General features: G+C 74.0%; 15 protein-coding genes. 9 read left to right on the top strand and 6 right to left on the bottom strand.

Annotated features, from left to right (window positions below; translation table 11 throughout):
• Positions 1-51: 51 nt before the first annotated feature.
• From glgX to FHE66_RS03465, 4 genes are read left to right on the top strand one after another with little or no spacing between them, the layout of a single operon-like run.
• On the top strand, positions 52-2184 hold the full coding sequence (glgX, locus tag FHE66_RS03480; protein ID WP_139071597.1) for a glycogen debranching protein GlgX: 2133 nt from the start codon (positions 52-54) through the stop codon (positions 2182-2184).
• Positions 2181-4706, top strand: coding sequence for a malto-oligosyltrehalose synthase (gene treY, locus FHE66_RS03475; protein WP_139071596.1), 2526 nt, complete (start codon positions 2181-2183; stop codon positions 4704-4706). Before glgX ends, treY begins: the two co-directional genes overlap by 4 nt.
• Positions 4699-6441, top strand: coding sequence for a malto-oligosyltrehalose trehalohydrolase (gene treZ / locus FHE66_RS03470; protein WP_139071595.1), 1743 nt, complete (start codon positions 4699-4701; stop codon positions 6439-6441). Before treY ends, treZ begins: the two co-directional genes overlap by 8 nt.
• Before the next feature lie 31 nt (positions 6442-6472).
• The gene (locus FHE66_RS03465; protein ID WP_139071594.1) at positions 6473-6958 is read left to right on the top strand and encodes a hypothetical protein; all 486 of its coding nucleotides are present in this window, start codon (positions 6473-6475) and stop codon (positions 6956-6958) included.
• Positions 6959-7059: 101 nt separating this feature from the next.
• On the opposite strand, the gene FHE66_RS03460 is transcribed toward FHE66_RS03465, so the two are convergent.
• The 4 genes from FHE66_RS03460 to FHE66_RS03445 form a co-directional block, all read right to left on the bottom strand.
• The gene (locus FHE66_RS03460; RefSeq protein ID WP_139071593.1) at positions 7060-8100 is read right to left on the bottom strand and encodes a GNAT family N-acetyltransferase; all 1041 of its coding nucleotides are present in this window, start codon (positions 8098-8100) and stop codon (positions 7060-7062) included.
• Positions 8097-9164, bottom strand: coding sequence for a GNAT family N-acetyltransferase (locus FHE66_RS03455; protein WP_218013599.1), 1068 nt, complete (start codon positions 9162-9164; stop codon positions 8097-8099). The genes FHE66_RS03460 and FHE66_RS03455 overlap by 4 nt, the downstream gene beginning before the upstream one ends.
• Positions 9165-9226: 62 nt before the next feature.
• Positions 9227-10207, bottom strand: a complete 981-nt coding sequence (locus FHE66_RS03450) for an LLM class flavin-dependent oxidoreductase (RefSeq protein WP_139071592.1) — start codon at positions 10205-10207, stop codon at positions 9227-9229.
• Between the two features lie 54 nt (positions 10208-10261).
• Positions 10262-11020 carry a YaaA family protein gene (locus tag FHE66_RS03445; RefSeq protein ID WP_139071591.1) on the bottom strand — a complete coding sequence of 253 codons (759 nt, stop codon included), beginning with the start codon at positions 11018-11020 and terminating at the stop codon, positions 10262-10264.
• A 487-nt stretch (positions 11021-11507) separates the two neighbouring features.
• On the opposite strand from FHE66_RS03445, the gene FHE66_RS03440 reads away from it, so the two are divergent.
• A complete protein-coding gene (locus FHE66_RS03440; protein ID WP_139071590.1) occupies positions 11508-12359 on the top strand; it encodes a putative RNA methyltransferase in 852 nt (283 codons plus the stop codon).
• On the opposite strand, the gene FHE66_RS03435 is transcribed toward FHE66_RS03440, so the two are convergent.
• Positions 12334-12936, bottom strand: coding sequence for a TetR/AcrR family transcriptional regulator (locus FHE66_RS03435; RefSeq protein WP_139071589.1), 603 nt, complete (start codon positions 12934-12936; stop codon positions 12334-12336). The genes FHE66_RS03440 and FHE66_RS03435 overlap by 26 nt on opposite strands.
• A gap of 77 nt (positions 12937-13013) precedes the next feature.
• Here FHE66_RS03435 and FHE66_RS03430 point away from each other — a divergent pair, with 77 nt between their 5' ends.
• The gene (locus FHE66_RS03430) at positions 13014-13442 is read left to right on the top strand and encodes a VOC family protein (RefSeq protein WP_139071588.1); all 429 of its coding nucleotides are present in this window, start codon (positions 13014-13016) and stop codon (positions 13440-13442) included.
• Between the two features lie 3 nt (positions 13443-13445).
• Here the strand turns inward: FHE66_RS03430 and FHE66_RS03425 are convergent, their stop codons facing one another.
• A complete protein-coding gene (locus tag FHE66_RS03425; RefSeq protein ID WP_139071587.1) occupies positions 13446-14702 on the bottom strand; it encodes an ATP-grasp domain-containing protein in 1257 nt (418 codons plus the stop codon).
• Between the two features lie 90 nt (positions 14703-14792).
• Here FHE66_RS03425 and FHE66_RS03420 point away from each other — a divergent pair, with 90 nt between their 5' ends.
• From FHE66_RS03420 to FHE66_RS03410, 3 genes are all read left to right on the top strand, one after another.
• Positions 14793-15368 carry a DUF3000 domain-containing protein gene (locus FHE66_RS03420; RefSeq protein ID WP_139071586.1) on the top strand — a complete coding sequence of 192 codons (576 nt, stop codon included), beginning with the start codon at positions 14793-14795 and terminating at the stop codon, positions 15366-15368.
• An 80-nt stretch (positions 15369-15448) separates the two neighbouring features.
• A complete protein-coding gene (locus tag FHE66_RS03415; RefSeq protein WP_139071585.1) occupies positions 15449-16678 on the top strand; it encodes a ribonuclease D in 1230 nt (409 codons plus the stop codon).
• Positions 16679-16784: 106 nt separating this feature from the next.
• Positions 16785-18861 (top strand): 3-hydroxyacyl-CoA dehydrogenase NAD-binding domain-containing protein (locus tag FHE66_RS03410; protein WP_139071653.1); only part of this gene is annotated, 2077 nt, incomplete at its 3' end.

Here is an 18861-nt window from a genome sequence, read left to right as displayed (position 1 = left end):
GGAAGTCGCTTTCACAGGCCGGATCGGCGCTGTGATGAGAACCTATCGCTCATGCAGCCCTGGCCTGGACGTCCATACCCCCTGGGTGCCACCTTCGACGGGACCGGCACCAACTTCGCCCTCTTCTCCTCCGTCGCCGAGCGCGTCGAGCTGTGCCTGCTCGACGACGACGGCACCGAGACCCGCGTCGACCTCACCGAGGTCGACGGCCACGTGTGGCACGGCTACCTCCGCCCCGTGCAGCCCGGGCAGCGCTACGGCTTCCGGGTCCACGGCCCGTACGACCCCGCCAACGGGCACCGCTGCGACCCGTCCAAGCTGCTCCTCGACCCGTACGCCAAGGCCATCGACGGCAACATCTCGGGCCACCAGTCCCTGTACTCCTACGACTTCACCGACCCGACGAGGCGCAACACCGAGGACTCCGCCGACCACACGATGTACTCGGTGGTCATCAACCCGTTCTTCGACTGGGAGTTCGACCGCCCGCCGGGCCACCAGTACCACGACTCGGTCATCTACGAGGCGCACGTCAAGGGCCTGACCGAGCTCCACCCGCAGGTCCCGGACGAGATCCGGGGCACCTACGCCGCCATCGCCGACCCGGCGATCATCGAGCACCTCACGACGCTCGGCGTCACGGCGATCGAGCTCATGCCGGTCCACCAGTTCGTCAACGACCCCCACCTCCAGGAGAAGGGTCTGAGCAACTACTGGGGCTACAACTCCATCGGCTTCTTCGCTCCGCACAACGGCTACGCGGCCTTCGGGACGCGCGGCGAGCAGGTGCAGGAGTTCAAGGCCATGGTCAAGGCGCTGCACGCGGCGAACATCGAGGTCATCCTCGACGTCGTCTACAACCACACCGCCGAGGGCAACCACCTGGGCCCGACGCTGTCCTTCAAGGGCATCGACAACGCGTCGTACTACCGGCTCGTCGAGGACGACAAGACGCACTACTTCGACACGACCGGCACGGGCAACTCCCTGCTCATGCGCTCCCCGCACACGCTGCAGATGATCATGGACTCGCTGCGGTACTGGATCACCGAGATGCACGTGGACGGGTTCCGCTTCGACCTCGCCTCCACGCTGGCCCGCGAGCTCCACGAGGTGGACCGCCTCTCGGCGTTCTTCGACATCATCCAGCAGGACCCGGTGATCTCCCAGGTCAAGCTCATCGCCGAGCCGTGGGACCTCGGGGAGGGCGGCTACCAGGTCGGCGGGTTCCCGCCGCTGTGGACGGAGTGGAACGGGCGCTACCGCGACACCGTCCGCGACTTCTGGCGCAGCGAGCCCTCGACGCTCGCCGAGTTCGCCACGCGCATCACCGGATCGGCGGACGTGTACGCCCACTCCGGGCGCCACCCCGTCGCCTCGATCAACTTCGTCACGGCCCACGACGGCTTCACGCTGCGCGACCTCGTCTCCTACAACGAGAAGCACAACGAGGCCAACGGCGAGGACAACCGTGACGGCGAGTCGCACAACCGCTCGTGGAACAGCGGCGTCGAGGGCGAGACGGACGACCCGGAGGTCCGCGCGCTGCGGCTGCGCCGCCACCGCAACTTCCTCGCCACGCTGCTCTTCTCGCAGGGCGTGCCGATGATCTCCCACGGCGACGAGATGGGCCGTACCCAGCAGGGCAACAACAACGTCTACTGCCAGGACAACGAGCTCGCCTGGGTCGACTGGGACCTCGACGAGGACCGTGAGCAGATCCTCGACTTCACCCGCCGCATGGTCGCGCTGCGGCGCGAGCACCCGGTGCTGCGCCGCCGGCGCTTCTTCGCGGGCGACCCCGGCCACGGCGGGCAGTCCGAGGTCGGGGAGATCTCCTGGCTCAAGCCGTCGGGGGAGCACATGGAGGAGGAGGACTGGCACCAGTCCTTCGCCCGGTCGATCATGATCTCCTACAACGGCGACGCCATCCCCGAGCCCGACACCCGCGGTGAGCGGATCGTCGACGACAGCCTGCTCATCCTCCTCAACGGTGCCGCCGAGCCGGTGACCTTCACGATCCCGGACGAGCACCACGGCAAGGCCTGGAACACCGCGATCAACACCGACCCCCACGGCGACGCGGAGGACAACGAGCACGCGGAGTACGCGCCCGGGGAGACCGTCGAGCTCTCCCCCTACAGCACCGTCATCCTCGTCTGCCCCCGCGAGGCCGCCGCATGAGCCCGGACGCAGCCGCCTCCGCGGCCACCGCACACCTCCCCGCCCCCGGGCGCCGGCTGCCGGTGAGCACCTACCGCCTCCAGCTCAGCCCGGACCTCACCTTCGCCGACGCCGAGCGGCTGGTGCCCTACCTCACCCGCCTCGGCGTCACCGACCTCTACCTGTCCCCCGTCCTCCAGGCGGCGCCCGGCTCGACGCACGGGTACGACGTCGTCGACCACTCGCGGATCTCCGCGGACCTCGGCGGCCGCGAGGCCCTCGAGCGGCTGTGCACGACGGCGCACGCCGCGGGCCTCGGGGTCGTCGTCGACGTCGTGCCCAACCACATGGCCGTCCCCACGCCCGTGTGGCACAACAAGGCCCTGTGGTCGGTTCTCAAGGAGGGGCCCGCCTCCCCCTACGCGGCGTGGTTCGACCTCGACCTCGAGCTCGACCGTCCCGGCATCCTCATGCCCGTCCTCGGGCAGCGCATCGGGCAGGCCCTCGCGTCCGGCGAGCTGCGGGTCGAGCAGATGGTCGTGCCGAGCGAGCCGGAGGCCGGGGAGCAGCCGGTGCTGCGCTACTACGAGCACGTCTTCCCCGTCCGCCCGAGCACGGAGCACCTTCCGCTGGCCGACCTCCTCGACCGGCAGTTCTACCGCCTGTCGTACTGGCGGGTGGCCGACGAGGAGCTCAACTACCGCCGGTTCTTCGACGTCGACACCCTCGCCGCGGTGCGCATGGAGGACCCCGACGTCTTCCAGGCGACCCACGGCGTGCTTCTCGAGCTCATCGCCGCCGGCCACGTCGACGCGCTGCGCATCGACCACCCCGACGGCCTGGCCGACCCGCGCGACTACTTCCAGCGCCTCGACGAGGCGACCGGCGGGGCCTGGGTCGTCGCGGAGAAGATCCTCGAGGGCGACGAGACCCTGCCGGCGGACTGGCCGGTGGCGGGCACCACGGGCTACGACGCCGCCTGGCGCATCAACTCGGTGCTCACCGACCCGTCCGGCTCGGGCGCGCTCGGCACCGCCATGACCGAGATCGCCGGGGATTCCCGCGGGGAGCTCTCCGCGCTCGTCGCGGAGTCCAAGCGCCAGGTCATCGCCACCTCGCTGTACGCCGAGGTGCACCGGCTCGCCACGATCCTGCGCGAGCTGTGCGACCACGACGTGCGCCTGCGTGACCACACGCTGCGCTCCCTCGAGGACTGCGTCGTCGAGCTGCTCGTCGCGTTCGACCGCTACCGCGCCTACGTCGTGCCCGGGGAGCCCGCCCCGCCGCTCGCCGAGCGGGTGGTGCGGGAGGCCGCCGAGCACGCGCGCGCCAGGCTGGACGAGGACCGCCACGAGACCCTCGACCTCGTCGTCGAGCTCGTGCTCGGCAACGAGGTCGGCAGCGCCGGGAAGGTGCACGACGCCCGCCGCGCCGAGCTCATCGTCCGCTTCCAGCAGACGTGCGGCGCCGTCATGGCCAAGGGCGTGGAGGACACCGCCTACTACCGGTGGACCCACCTGGTGAGCCTGTGCGAGGTCGGCGGCTCGCCCCGCCGCTTCGGCATCAGCGTCGACGAGCTCCACGCGTGGGCGACCCAGGCCCTGTACACCCACCCGGCGACGATGACCGCCGGCAGCACCCACGACACCAAGCGCGGGGAGGACGTGCGCGCGCGCATCGGCGTGCTGTCCGAGTACGCGGACGAGTGGCTCGAGCTTGTCCGTGGGCTGCGCGTGGCGACGGCGGACCTGCGTCCGACCGACCTCGACGGCCGCGCGGAGAACCTCCTGTGGCAGACTGTCGCCGGCACGTGGACGGAGGACGGGCCCATCTCCGCGCAGCGGCTGCGGGACTACCTCACCAAGGCGGTCCGCGAGCAGAAGTCCTGGACAACGTGGACCGACCCCGACGCCGAGCGCGAGGAGTCGCTCCTCGCCTACGCGAGCGCGATCCTCGAGCACCCCGAGGTTCACGCCGCGCTCACCGCGTGGGGCCGCACGACCGCGGCCTCGGTCCGCGCGGCCGTCCTGGGGTACAAGCTCCTCCAGCTCACCATCGCCGGCGTCGCCGACGTCTACCAGGGCACCGAGGTCACCCAGACCTCCCTCGTGGACCCCGACAACCGCCGTCCCGTCGACTTCGCCGGGCTCGACGCCCGTCTCGAACGGCTCGACGCGGGCGCGACGCCCGGCTCCCTCGACGAGGTCAAGCTCGCGCTCACCGCGCAGGCACTGCGGCTGCGGCGCCGGGAGGCGGACGCGTTCGTCGGCGCGGAGGCCCAGTACCTGCCGCTGCCGACGTCCACCGGCCACGCGATCGCCTTCGCGCGCGCCGACGTCGCCGGGCCTCGTGCCGTCACGGTCGTCACCCGCCTCGCCCGGGGTCTGGATGCGCTCGGCGGGTTCGGCGAGCACTCCGTCGTCCTGCCCGAGGGCCGGTGGCGCGACGTCCTCACCCGCCGGGAGTACCCGGGCGGCCCGTGCCGCCTGGCCGACCTCCTCGACCCCCACCCCGTCGCCCTCCTGGAACGTGCCGATGACTGAGCCAGTGACCGTCTGGGCGCCGCAGGCGCAGCGCGTGGAGATCTCCCTGCCCACCGGGCGCGTGCCCATGGTGGCCGGGGACGGGGGCTGGTGGTCGACGCCGGAACCGGTCGCCCCCGGCACCGACTACCTCCTCCACCTCGACGGCGGCCCCGGCCTGCCCGACCCGCGCAGCCCGTGGCAGCCCGAGGGCGTCCACGGCCCCTCGCGCACGTTCGACGCCGCGGCCTACCCGTGGGCCGACGACGGGTGGGCCGGCCGCTCCAGCCTCGGCGCGGTGGTCTACGAGCTGCACGTCGGCACGTTCACCCCCGAGGGCACCCTCGACGCCGCGATCGGGCGGCTGGACCACCTCGTCGACCTCGGCGTCGACATGGTGGAGCTCATGCCCGTGGCCGCCTTCCCCGGCGAGTTCGGCTGGGGGTACGACGGGGTCGCGCTCTACGCGGTCCACGCCCCGTACGGCGGGCCGGAGGCGCTGCAGCGCTTCGTCGACGCCGCCCACGCCCGCGGCCTGGCCGTCTGCCTCGACGTCGTCCACAACCACCTGGGGCCGTCGGGCAACTACCTCGGACAGTTCGGCCCGTACTTCACCGAGCGTCACCACACCCCGTGGGGCGCCGCCGTCAACCTCGACGGCGACGACGCCGGGCCGGTGCGCCGGTTCGTCATCGACAACGCGCTGCGCTGGCTGCGCGACTTCCACGTCGACGCGCTGCGCCTGGACGCCGTCCACGCCCTCATCGACGACTCCGAGCGCCACCTGCTCGCCGAGCTGTCCGAGGCCGTCGCCGAGCTCGAGCGCGAGGTCGGCCGGCCGCTGTCCCTCATCGCTGAGTCCGACCTCAACGACGCGCGGATGGTCACCCCGACCGCCGAGGGCGGGCTGGGGATGACGGCCCAGTGGGACGACGACGTGCACCACGCGCTGCACGCCCGCCTCACCGGCGAGCGGCACGGCTACTACGTGAGCTTCGGGACGACCGAGACCCTGCGCCAGGCGCTGAGCGAGGTCTTCGTCCACGCGGGCACGTACTCCGAGTTCCGCGGCACGGAGTGGGGCGCTCCGGTGCCTGCCGACGTGGACGCCCGGCGGTTCGTCGTCTTCTCCCAGGACCACGACCAGGTGGGCAACCGGGCGATCGGGGACCGGCCCGCGCTCGACGACGGCGGCCTCGCCGTCTCCGCCGCGCTCGTCCTCCTCGGCCCCTACACCCCGATGCTCTTCATGGGCGAGGAGTGGGGGGCACGCACCCCCTTCCAGTACTTCACCGACCACTCCGAGCCCGAGCTCGCCCAGGCGATCCGCGAGGGCCGCACCGCCGAGTTCGCCTCCCACGGCTGGGAGAAGGTCTACGGCGAGGACGTCGAGGTGCCCGACCCGCAGGCGCGCAGCACGTTCGAGGCGAGCAAGCTCGACTGGGACGAGGCCCGCGAGCCCCGCCACGCCCGGCTGCTCGAGTTCTACCGCGACCTCGTGCGCCTGCGGCACACCGAGGCGGACCTCGCCAGCGGCGTGCGCGCCGACACCGGCGTGACGGCACCCGAGGACGGCGGCTGGCTGGCGATGTACCGCGGCGCGATCGCCGTCGTCGTCAACCTCGACGAGGAGCCGCGCGAGATCCCGGTGCGCGGCCAGGTGCGTGAGCTGATTCTCGGCTGGACCGGGGAGGCGAGCGTGGCCGGCGACGTCCTCACCCTGCCCGGCCGCGACGTCGCCGTCCTGCGCTGCTGACAGACCGATCACCGACCCGACTGGAGGACCCGTGAGCGAGACCGTGATCGTCCTGACCGAGGACGCCCTTCTCGACACCGACGTGCGCCAGATCGTCGACTACTACGCCGAGCGCGACGTCCGCTTCCAGGTGCTCGTGCCGGCGGACACCGAGCACAACGTGCTCCACGAGGTCGTCAACGACCTCGGCCTGCTCGACCTGCGCCGGCTGTGGTCCGACATCACCGACCCCGACCCCGACGACCGCGAGGCGCGGACCGAGGCGGCCGAGGCCCTGCGCCGGTCCCTCGACCTGCTCGCCGCATCCGGCGCGACGGCCGACGGGCAGGTCGTCCAGGACGACCCCCTGCCCGCCCTGCTCCAGGCGGCGAACGGCTTCCGTGCCTCCGAGGTCGTCGTCGTCACCACCCCGAAGATGCTCGACGACACCTTCCGCCGGGACTGGGCGTCGCGCGCCCGGGAGGCCATGGGCCTGCCGGTGCTCCACCTCTACACCGGCTCGACCATCATCGGCTGAGCCTCTCCCTCTGGGACGCCCCTTCGCGGCCGCGTGGCGCGCGCCAGGGGGCGTCCCAGAGGTGCGGAGGGGTGTCCCAGAGCGGTGGACCGGGCGGCGCGTCAGGCGCTGCGGCGGCTGCGGACCCGGGAGAGCAGGCCGCGTGCCTGCGCCGTGGCCCAGCGCTTGGCGCCAAGCGCCCGGACGAGCGCGTCGTAGGCGAGGGGGTGCACCGGCATGTCCCACGCGGGGGCCACCTCGGTGATCTCCTTCTCGAACTTCGTCTTGAACTGGGTGAGCCCGGACAGGCCCGGGAAGCGTTCGGACCCGGCGCCCGCGAGGTCGTAGGAGCGCACGCCCTCGGCGAGCAGGGTCTTCATGACGTGCCAGTGGAGGAGGTCGGCGGCGTAGGCGCTGCGCGCCTCGGCGTTGGACGCGCCCACCGAGTACAGCGCCGCACCGTCGTTGACGAGGACCAGCGCCCAGGCGAGCACCCGCCCGTCGCGCCGGGTGACGAACACCCGCGCGTGCTCCGGGCCCAGGGTGGTGAGCATGTCGAGGTAGCGGCGGGCCGGGTGCGGGCCGAAGCCCTCCCGCTCACCCGTCTCGACGAACACCTCGTAGAGCTCGGCGAACGCGGCCTCGTCCAGGCCCGTCTCCTCGGTGACCGTGAGGGACTCGTCCTTCATCGCCTTGCGGATCGCGCGGCGGCCCTGCTGCTTCATCGCGGCGAAGACGTCCTCCTCGCTGCGGTCGAGGTCGACGATCACCGTGCGGTCGTAGGTGATGCCCTGCATGACCGGGCGCAGGTCGGGCGCCTCGTGCAGCGCGTGGAGGCGCACGAAGACGAACCGCGGATCCACCTGCCGCAGACGCTCCGCGAGCTCGCGGCGCAGCGCCGCCTCCCGCTGCGCCGTCGGCTCCACGAGCCACACCGGCCCGTTCTTGGCCCACAGGTAGCGGAAGCCGCCCGGACCCCGGACCTCGGCGAGCGAGACGACCGCGGCGGGCACGCCGTCCTCCTCATAGGCCAGGCGGCCCCAGTGGGAACGGCCGGCGACGACGGCGTCGAACGCCGCCCACACCGGCGCCTGCTCGATGGGCAGCGCGAGGCCGGCGGCGAGCTCGCGGTAGGTGGCGTCGTCGACGGGACGAAGGCTCACGCGGTCTCCTCCTCACGGGTCTCGTCCCCACGGACCGCCGGCACGGCGCGGCGGGCGGTGGCGACGGCGGCACGCTTGGCGGCCAGCGCCTTGGTGAGCGCGCGGTAGGCCCACGGGCGCACCGGCACGTCCCACGCGGGGGCGACCTCGGCGATCTCGGGGTTGAACTTCGTCTTCATCGTCGTCAGTGCCTCCAGCGAGGGCGCGATCTCCGAGCCCACGCCCATGAAGTCGAAGGTCCTGGCGCCCTCGTCGCGCAGCGTGCGGATGATGTGCCAGTAGAGCTGGGTGGCGGCGTCGTGCGCGCGCCCGGCCTCGGTACTCGCGGCGTAGTAGGCGGTCGCGGCGCCGTCGTGCACGGTGACGATGACCCAGGCCTGGACCTCACCGGCGTGGCGCGCGACGAACAGCCGCGCGTGCTGGGGGCCGAGCGCGTCGAGCATCGTCGTGTAGACGGTGATCGGGTGGGCCCCGAAGCCGTCGCGCTCGGCGGTCTCGCGCAGGACCTCGTAGAGCTCGGCGAAGCCCTCGGCGCTGATGCCGGTCTCCTCGGTGCAGTCCACGGGCTGCTCGCGCAGACCCTTGCGCAGGTCGCGGCGGCCGCGCTTCTTCATGCCGGCGAGCAGGTCGTCGTCGCTGCGGCCGGCGAGCTCGACGACGACGGTGCGGTCGTAGGTCACCGACTGCAGCAGCGGGTGGAGGTCCTCGGCCGGGTGCGCCGCGTGGAGGCGCACGAACACGAGCCGCGGGTCGACGGCGTGCACGCCGTGGACCAGCCGCTCGCGCAGCGCGAGCTCGAGCTCCGGCGTCGGCTCGACGAGCCAGACCGGGCCGTGCTTGGCCCACAGGTAGCGGAACCCGCGCCCGACGTACTCCGAGAGCGACAGCACCGCGGCCGGCTGCTCGTCGACCTGGAAGACGAAGCGCTTCCACGGCCAGCGGCCCGGCACCGCGCGGTCATAGGCGTCCCAGGCGAGCGACTGCTCGACAGGGAGGTCGACATCTGCCGTGAGCGCCGCGAACTCCGCGTCGTCCAGCGGCACGAGCCTGATGCTGTGCTCCACTTGGTCCCCTTTCACGTCGCCCCCCACCCTAGGCCGCGCGGGCGCCGGGGGCTCCGTCGGGATCAGGTGAGGTACGCCTCCGCGAGCAGCTCCGCCGAGCGCAGCCGCTGCTCCACCCGGGGGCTCTGGTGGGCGGTCATCAGCTCGTCCGCCCTGCTCTCCTCGGCGAACGCGGTGACCTTCTCCCGCACGACGTCGGGGGTGCCGACCGCGCTGTAGGTCATCATCTGGTGCAGGTGCCCGGCCTGCGGGGACCGCAGCAGCGCGTCGGCCTGCTCGTCGGTGTACTCCGTGCCCGGGCGCAGGATGAGCGCCACCCGGCTGCGCATGACCTCCTGGGCCTGGCGCTCGGCGTCGGCCTGGTCGTCGGCCGCGACGACGTTGTAGGCGGCGATGACATAGGGCTCGGCGAGCTGGTCGGAGGGCTGGAAGGAGCTGCGGTACAGGGCGACGGCCTCGTGCAGCGCGGCAGGCGCGAAGTGCGAGGCGAACGCGTAGGGCAGGCCGAGCGCTGCGGCCAGGCGGGCACCGAACAGCGAGGAGCCGAGGATGTACAGCGGCACGTCGGTGCCCTTGCCCGGGTAGGCGTCGACGCCGGGGATGCGCGACTGCCCGCGCAGGTAGCCCTGGAGCTCGAGGACGTCGTCGGGGAAGGAGTCGGCGGAGGTGACGTCGCGGCGCAGGGCGCGCATCGTGTTCTGGTCGGTGCCCGGCGCGCGGCCCAGGCCCAGGTCGATGCGCCCCGGGTGCAGGGTCGCGAGGGTGCCGTACTGCTCGGCGATCGTCAGCGGGGAGTGGTTGGGCAGCATGACGCCGCCGGACCCGAGCCGGATGCTCGACGTGTGCGCGGCGACGTGGGCGATGAGCACCGACGTCGCCGAGGAGGCGATGCCCGCCATGTTGTGGTGCTCGGCGTACCAGACCCGCGAGTACCCGCTCGTCTCCGCCTGCCGCGCGAGGGCGACGGTCCCGGCGAGGGACTCGGCGACGGTCTGGTCGCGGGCGACGGTCGCGAGGTCGAGGATGGAGAGCGGGAGCGGCATCGAACGCCTTTCGTCGGGGTGGCCTACCCGAGGTCCAACCGGGCGCCCGGCGTTCTATTCCGCCTGCCCCGGGGTGACGTCGAGCACCCACGGCTTTCCGGGGCGCGCCGGCGGGGTGAGCCCGTGGACGACGAACGCGTCGCCGAGCTCCTCGGCGAGCGCCTCCGGTGTGCGGGGCGCCGTCCCCGTCCGGCACAGGTGGCCGGCGACGAGGCCGCGGGTGTGCTTGGCCATGTGGCTGGCGCCGGGGACGCGCACCTGCACCCAGCGCTCGGCCGCCTCCCCGCGGGGCGAGCCTGCCGCCGCGTAGGTCGAGGAGCGGCAGTCGACGACGACGCCGTCCCCCGCCGCCGTCGTCAGCACCTCCTCGAGGTGGGGGCGCCAGAAGCGGGCGAGCGGGCCGGTGCCCGGGAGCGTGACGCCCATCGACAGCCGGTAGGGCGCGACCCGGTCGCTGAGGCGCAGGGCGCCGTGGAGCGCGGAGACGACGACGATCCAGCGGGTGGCGCGGCGCCGGGCCGCGGCGTCCATGCCCGCGAGGTCGAGCGCGTCGTACAGGACGCCGGTGTACAGCTCGCCGACCGCGAGCGCCGGAGCGGTGTCGAGCCGGGTGTTGCGGGCGACCTCCTCGGCCAGGCTCGGGCCGACGCCGAGGACCGTGAGCGCGTCGGGCCCGGCGCTCACCGCGGCGAGCTCGGCCGCGACGGTCCGCCGCGGCGCGACGAGCTCCCGGAAGCTCACCGCCGTCGGGTCGGCCGGCTTGCCCCGGCTACGGCTGGACTTGGACTCCGACGGGGGAAGCAGGATGAGCACCCCCCAACCCTAAGCCAGCCGCTCCCCACCCCAGCTGCCCCCTCACTCCCCCGCCACGCCTACCGGCGCCTCCTCCCTCTTTCGCCGAGCGCTGGTTCCCACTCCCCCTTCGCCGGGCGCTGGATCGTGCACCCCCACCCACCAGCGCACGAAAGCTGCCACCAAGTACGCGACACGCGCGCAACACGCCGTTCTGACGCGCGAACTCGGGCCCCTCGGCCCGACGTAGTGGCAGATTCCGATGCCCTCGGCGGAGGCGCTGCGTGCGTGCAGAATCCACCTCTCGGCGGAGGGGGTGCGGGACGGGACGGCCTGGCGCTCGGCAGGTCAGCGGGGTGGGCGCGGCCGCGCTGCGAGCGCGTGCAGGATCCAGCGCTCGGCGCGTGACGGGGGTGGAGATGGGAGTGGAGAGGGGTGGGTAGGCGCGGGGCGCGGGGCGGGTGGGAGAGACACGGGCGATCGTGGGGCGCATAGGGTGGCGGGTGACATGGAGACGCCCCTCGACCTCGTGATGGACCGGCTGCGCTGCCCGGTGTGCACCGAGACGCTGACCCGGACCGAGCGCACGGTGCGGTGCGCGGCGGGGCACGCCTTCGACATCGCCCGGCAGGGCTACCTCACCCTGCTCGGGGGCGCACGGCCGGCGGTCGCGGGCGACACCGCCGACATGGTCGCGGCGCGCACTGCGTTCCTCACCGCCGGGCACTACGAGCCGGTCGCCCGCGCCCTCGCCGAGGCAGTCCGCGACGTCCCCGCGGCCGACGACGCCGACCACCCGCTCGTCCTCGACCTGGCCGGTGGCACCGGCTACTACCTCGCCACCGTGCTGGACGCCCTCCCCCGGGCGCTCGGCGTCGACGTCGAGATCTCCCCGTACGCGTCCCGGCGCGCCGCCCGGGCCCACCCGCGCCTGGCGGCGGTCCGCGCGGACGTGTGGCAACCGCTCCCGCTCGCCGCCGGCTCGTCCGCGGCGGTGCTCAGCGTCTTCGGCCCGCGCAACCCGGCGGAGATCGCCCGCGTGCTCGCGCCCGGAGGGCGACTGGTGGTCGTCGCGCCGGCGCAGGACCACCTCGCCGAGATCATCGGCCCGCTCGGGATGCTCACGGTGGCCCCGGACAAGGAGGCCCGGCTGGCCCGTCAGCTCGCCGACTTCACGACGACGGCAGAACGGGCCGTGCGCTACCGCGCGACGCTCACGCACGCGGACGTCGTGCACGAGGCGCTCATGGGCCCCAGCGCCCACCACCTCGACAGGGACGAGCTCCTCGCGGCCGTCGCCGCACTGCCGGAGCCGCTCGCGGTGACGGTCTCGGTCACCGTGTCGGTCCACCGGGCCTGACGCGCAGCGGGTCGAGCAGGCGGCGCAGGGCGGCGGTGACCGCCTCGAGGTCGCCCTCCCCGCCCTGCTCGGCGAGCCAGAGGGCGGCCTCGTTCATCGCCCCGGACAGCAGCCGCGCGAGCGGTTCCACCGGCTGCGGCTCGAGGGTGCCCTCCTCGACCAGCTCGGTGAGCACCTCGGCGAGCAGCCGCCCCGAGGACGCCTCGTCCATCGCCCGCCACTCCGCCCAGCCGAGCACGGCCGGGGCGTCGACGAGCATGATCCGCCGGACGTCGGGGTCCGCCCCCGCCGCGACGAACGCCTCGCAGCCGGCGACGAGCTGGTCCCAGGGGTCGGTGTGCTGCTCGGCGGCGGCCGCCACGCGCGCCCCCACCTCGCGCTGCACCTGCTCCACCACGGCCCGGAAGAGCCCGAGCTTGCTCCCGAAGTGGTGGTAGAGCGCGCCCTTGGTCCTGCCGACGGCCTCGACGATCCGGGCCGGCGGCACGGCGGCGTACCCCTCGCGGGCGAAGAGTGCACGCGCCTCGGACACGAATGCCGCCGCGGTCGCCTCGCGCTGGTCGGCCCTGCTCGTCATCGCCCCACCCCTCTTGACATACCTCAGGTACGTGACACCCTTGACGTACCCAAGGTACGCCAACGAGAGAGGCAACCATGGAACTCACGAGCTTCTACCCCGTCCTCGGCACCGAGGACCTCGCCCGCTCCACCCGCTTCTACACCGAGCACCTCGGCTTCGAGGTGACGTTCGCCGCCGACTGGTACGTCAGCCTGCACCGCCCCGGTCCCCCGGCCTACGAGCTCGCGCTCCTCGACCCGACGCACGAGAGCGTGCCCGCCGGCTTCGGCCGGCCCGCGTCCGGCGTCCTGCTCAACCTCGAGGTCACCGACGTCGACGGCGAGTACGACCGCCTCGTCCGCCGCGCCGGCCTGCCGCTCGCGCGGGACATCCGCACCGAGGACTGGGGTCAGCGGCACTTCATCGTCGTCGACCCCGGGGGCGTGCTCATCGACGTCATCACTCCCACCCCGCCGTCGGCCGAGTTCGCCGCGCAGTATGCCGAGGGCGCCGCGCAGGGCTGAGGCTCACAGGCCGGTCGGCGTCGGCTCCGGGTAGTGGGCGCGGAAGTCGCGCACGAGGTTGACGGTCGACGCCGCGCGGTAGAACGTCCGGCGCGGGTCGCGGTCCAGGGCGTAGGCCAGCGGGTGGGTGAAGCGCCGCGTCCGGTGGACGCGCGCCACCGTCCGCCGCAGACCGGGGTCGGTGAGGTAGCGCCGCACGAGCGACCACGGCAGGTAGGAGTAGACGCCCACCTCCTGCTCGGGCCGGTACAGCGGCGACGCCACCGGACCGCCGAGCCCGAGCTCGGCCGCGAAGTCGGCGACGACGGCGCGGGCCGGGTTCCGCCCGGCGACGTTGAGGTAGTAGTTGGGGCGCCCGATGCGCGGGTTGAGGTCGAGGAAGTGCGCGCGACCGTCACGCGGGTCGACCTTGACGTCGAAGTTGGCGAACCCGGTGAACCCGAGCTCGCGGAGGATCGCGGCCGCCTGCTCCTCCACCTCCGGCTGCGGCTCGGTGAGGATCGCCGCAGAGTTGCCGATCATCGTCGGCTCGTGGAGCTGGAGCAGCAGCTGCCCCGACGCCATGAGCGTCACCTCCCCCGCCCGGTCGACGTAGCAGGTGACCGTGCGGCCCTGCGTGTCGTGGCCCGGGATGAGCTCCTGGACGAGGACGACGTCGCGCAGCCCGGCCCTGGCGAGGCGCCGCAGCACGTCATCGGCCTGGGCGGCCGTCGTCGCCGTGTAGACCTTGCGCTTGCCCGCGAAGGACAGCAGCAGGTGCTCGGCGCTCACGGCGGGCTTGAGGACCACCGGGAAGGTGAGGTCGAGCGCCGGCGGCGCCCAGCCCTCCTGCCCGGCGTCGGCGAGGTCGACCGCCTGGGAGGCGGGCGTGGCGATCCCGAGGCGGGCGCACGTCGCGGCGAGCACCTCCTTGTCGGCGGCGGCCGTGAGGACCTCCCCGGAGGCGAACGGGATGACGAAGTGCGGCTCGAGGGCCGCGCGGTTGCGCACGACGAGCTCGACCTCGTGCTCGGCGTTGACCATGAGCAGCAGCGGGGTCCCGGCGTGGCGACGCCCGACGTCGAGCAGGGCGGCGACCGTCTCCTCCTCCCCGGCGCCCGCACCGACGAGGACGTTGTCGATGATCCGCGAGTGGTCGATCGGGCCGCGGAGCTGGTTGGACACGACCATCGAGCGCACGCCGTACGCCTCGTGGAAGGACCGGGCGATGGAGTACACGCCGAGATCGGTGCCGAGCAGAACCGGGCGGAAGTCGGCCACGGGATCCTCCAGGGTCGGTGACGACGGGGCCCGGCGAGTCTACCGGCGCGCCCCTCCCGGGTTCGGGCCGGCCCGGCCTAGCCTGGAGTGGTGAACAGCGACGGTTCGCGTATCCCGCCGGACTTCGAGGACGCGCTCCTCAGTCTGCGAGGACGCCGCCAGCGGCCCGAGGTGCACCTCGCGGAGGTGCCACCGCCCACGCGCATCGCGCCCTACGCCCTGGCGCTCACCGCGGAGGTCAACCCGACGACCGACCCCGAGACGATGCTCGGCAACGGCCGGTTCGTCGTCCTCCACGACCCCGAGGGCCAGAGCGCGTGGAACGGCACGTTCCGGATCATCGTCATGGCCCGCGCCACCCTCGAGGACGAGATGGGCGCCGACCCGCTGCTCGGGGAGGTCGGCTGGGCATGGCTCACCGACGCGTTGGAGAGTGCCGGGGCGGGCTACCACTCGCTGTCCGGCACGGTCACGCGTGTCCTGTCCGAGAGCTTCGGCGGGCTCGCACTGCGCGGCCGGACGGTCGAGATCGAGCTCCGCGCGTCGTGGACGCCGAACACCACCGACCTCGGGCCGCACCTCGACGCGTGGACCGCGCTCGCCGCCTCCGCGGCGGGCCTGGAGCCACTCCCGGAGGGCGTCACCGCGCTGCGTCCCCACCAGTGACCGTGGGGCATTCGTCACCATAGGTCCACCACCGCGCGCCACCGGGCGCCGGGGCCGCGCCGGGGCATACCGTTGGGTCCATGACCGAGCCCGTCGACGTCGAGACGCCCCACCTGGTCCCCGTCACCGAACCGCACGAGGGCACTCCCCCGGTCATCGAGACCGACGCCGGTCTCGCCGCCGCGGTCGAGGCGCTCGCCTCCGGCACCGGTCCGGTCGCCGCGGACGCCGAGCGCGCGTCCGGCTACCGCTACGGCCAGCGCACCTACCTCGTCCAGCTCCGCCGCGAGGGCGCGGGCACCGTGCTCATCGACCCGATCGCCGTCGGGCGGCTCGACGCGGTGAACGAGGCACTCGCCGGGCAGGAGTGGGTGCTTCACGCCGCGAACCAGGACCTCCCCGGCTTCCACGACCTCGGCCTGCAGCCCGACCGGCTCTTCGACACCGAGCTCGCCGCGCGTCTGCTCGGCCGGCCGAAGGTCGGCCTGGGCGCGCTCATCGCCGAGGAGCTCGGCTTCGCGCTGGCAAAGGAGCACTCGGCCGCCGACTGGTCCGAGCGCCCGCTCCCGGAGGACTGGCTGCGGTACGCGGCGCTCGACGTCGAGTTCCTCGTCGAGCTGCGCGACCGGCTCGCCGCCGAGCTCCAGGCGGCGGGCAAGCTCGAGTGGGCCGAGCAGGAGTTCGAGGCCGTGCGCCTCGCGCCGGCCCCCGAGCCGCGCGTGGACCCGTGGCGGCGCACGTCGGGGATGCACGCCATCCGCGGCGGCCAGGGCGTCGCCGTCGTCCGCGAGCTGTGGCAGGCGCGCGACGAGCTCGCCCGCAAGCGGGACCGCGCGCCGGGCCGGGTGCTGCCGGACCGCGCGATCGTCGCCGCCGCGCAGGCACTGCCGCGCAGTGAGCGGGACCTCGTCGCACTGCCCGAGTTCGCGGGCAAGGGCACCCGCCGCAGCAGCGGCTACTGGTGGGCCGCGGTCGAGCGTGCGCTCGCGCTGCGCCCGGAGGACTACCCGCCGCGCCGCCTGCCGGTCTCGACCGGCACCCCGCCGCCGCCGCGGGCCTGGCCGGAGAAGGACCCGGCCGCCGCCGCCCGGCTCGACGCCGTCCGCGCCGCCGTGCGCGCCCTCGGCGAGGAGCACCACGTGCCGCAGGAGAACCTGCTCGCCCCCGCGGTGCAGCGGCAGCTCGCCTGGACGCCGCCGCGGACCGTCGACGAGCCGTCCGTCCGGGCTGCCCTCGCCGACCAGGGCGCCCGCCCGTGGCAGGTCGACCTCACGGCCGGTCCGCTGACCGCGGCACTCGCCACGGCCTGAGCCGCCCGCTCCCCGCTCACTCCCCGCTCGCTCCCCCGCCGGACGGACGCCGCCCGACTTACCCGGTACTGTCGGTCGTCGGTAAACCCATCACGAGGGAGTGACGATGACATCGACCACCCAGCCCACGACCGTCACGGTCGAGGACGTCCCGCTCGCCGGGGGCACGCTCGCGCTGCTCACGCTCACCGGCGCCGACGGCCGCCCGGCCACGCTCGGCCCGCGGAGCATCGCGGCGCTGGACGAGGCGCTGGCCGCCGCCGCGGAGCGTGTCCGCTCGGGTGAGGTGGTGGCCGTCGCCGTCACCGGGTCCGGGCAGGCCTTCGCCGCGGGCGCCGACCTGCGCGACGTCAGCGTGATGGCCCACGACGACGACGCGCGCGGCGTCGCCCAGGCAGGCCATCGGATCGTCGCCACGCTCCGCGAGCTGCCGAGCTTCGCGCTCGTCAACGGGCTGGCCCTCGGGGGTGGCCTGGAGATCGCGCTCGCCTGCCGCTACCGAGTCGCCTCCACCGACGCCGCGCCGCTCGCCCTGCCCGAGACCTCCCTCGGCCTGGTCCCCGGCTGGGGCGGGTGCTACCTGCTGCCCCGCCTCGTCGGGCCGGAGGCGGCCCTGCAGGTCATCATCGACAACCCGCCCCGCCAGCGCACCCTGTCCGCACAGCAGGCGCTGGACGTCGGGCTCGTCGACGCCGTCCAGCGCGGCGGGGAGGCGGACTTCCGCGACGGCGCCCTCGCGTGGGTCGCCGAGGTGCTCGCCGGAGCCATCACCCCCGCCCGTCCGGACCACACCGCCGACGCCGCGGCGTGGGATGACGCCGTCGCCACCCGCCGCGCCGCGGTCGCGCTCCGTGCCGAGGGCGGTGCACCGGCGCCGCAGCGGGCCCTCGAGCTCGTCGCCGCCGCCCGCACCGCGACGCAGGAGGAGGGCTTCGCCGCGGAGGACGCCGCCCTCACCGACCTCATCATGTCCGACCAGCTGCGGGCCGGGCTCTACGCCTTCGACCTCACCCGACGGCGCGCCCGTCGCCCCGAGGGCGCCCCCTCCGAGGAGCTCGCGCGGCCGGTGCGGCGGGTCGGCATCCTCGGCGCGGGACTCATGGCGAGCCAGCTCGCCGTCCTCCTCGCCCGTACCCTGCGGGTGCCGGTGACGATGCGCGACCTCGACGACGAGCGCGCAGCCGCCGGGCTGGCCCACGTCGAGGCGCAGGTCGCCCGTCTCCAGCGGTCGGGGCGGCTGGCGGAGGCGAAGGCCGCGGAGCTGCGCCAGCGGGTGACCGCGACCACCGACCTCGCCGACCTCGCCGGCAGCGACCTCGTCGTCGAGGCGGTGTTCGAGGACCTCGGGGTCAAGCAGCGGGTCTTCGCCGAGCTCGAGGCGGTCGTCGGGCCGGACTGCGTCCTCGCGACCAACACCTCGGCCCTGTCCGTCACCGCGATGGCCGACGGGCTCGCGCACCCCGAGCGCGTCGTCGGACTGCACTTCTTCAACCCGGTCGCCCAGATGCCGCTCGTCGAGGTCGTGCGCACGCCGCACACCTCCGACACCGCCTACGCCACGGCCTTCGCCGTCGCCGCCGGGGCGCGCAAGAGCGCGATCGCCTGCCAGGACGCGCCGGGCTTCGTCGTCAACCGCGTGCTCGTCCGGCTCCTCGGCGAGGTGCTCGGGGCGCTCGAGGAGGGCACGACCGTCGCCGACGCCGACCGCGCGCTGCGCCCGATGGGCCTGCCGATGGGGCCGTTCCAGCTGCTCCAGCTCGTCGGCCCGGCGGTGGCGATGCACGTGCTGGACGAGCTGCGCCGCACGCTCGGGGACCGCTACCCGCAGTCCCCCGGGCTCGCGCGGATGGTGGAGGAGGGCGAGCGGTTCACCGTCGACGAGCGGCCGAGCGCGGCCTCGGCCGTCCGCGAGGACCTCGACCGGTTCTTCGGCTCCCGGCCGCTGCCCGAGCCGCTCGACGCCGACGGCGTCCTGCGCCGCGTCCAGCGCGCGCTCGCCGAGGAGGTGCACCTGCTCCTTCAGGACGGCGTCGTCGCCGACGTGCGCGACGTCGACCTCGCGATGGTGCTCGGCGCGGGCTGGCCGCTGCACAACGGCGGGATCGCGCCCTACCTCGACCGCACCGGCACGAGCGAGGCCGTCACCGGCCGGCGCTTCCTGCCCCCCGGCGTCGCCAGCCTCC

This window comes from Georgenia sp. 311 (assembly GCF_006151955.1).
GTDB classification, from domain to species: Bacteria; Actinomycetota; Actinomycetes; order Actinomycetales; family Actinomycetaceae; genus Oceanitalea; species Oceanitalea wutianyii.
This window is presented reverse-complemented; position numbering and strand designations above follow the sequence as displayed.

Coding starts and splice junctions, on each gene's coding strand:
- glgX (WP_139071597.1), top strand. CDS start 52: ATGCAGCCCTGGCCTGGACGTCCATACCCCCTGGGTGCCACCTTCGAC.
- FHE66_RS03415 (WP_139071585.1), top strand. CDS start 15,449: ATGACCGAGCCCGTCGACGTCGAGACGCCCCACCTGGTCCCCGTCACC.
- FHE66_RS03435 (WP_139071589.1), bottom strand. CDS start 12,936: ATGACGAGCAGGGCCGACCAGCGCGAGGCGACCGCGGCGGCATTCGTG.
- treZ (WP_139071595.1), top strand. CDS start 4,699: ATGACTGAGCCAGTGACCGTCTGGGCGCCGCAGGCGCAGCGCGTGGAG.
- FHE66_RS03440 (WP_139071590.1), top strand. CDS start 11,508: ATGGAGACGCCCCTCGACCTCGTGATGGACCGGCTGCGCTGCCCGGTG.
- treY (WP_139071596.1), top strand. CDS start 2,181: ATGAGCCCGGACGCAGCCGCCTCCGCGGCCACCGCACACCTCCCCGCC.
- FHE66_RS03430 (WP_139071588.1), top strand. CDS start 13,014: ATGGAACTCACGAGCTTCTACCCCGTCCTCGGCACCGAGGACCTCGCC.
- FHE66_RS03450 (WP_139071592.1), bottom strand. CDS start 10,207: ATGCCGCTCCCGCTCTCCATCCTCGACCTCGCGACCGTCGCCCGCGAC.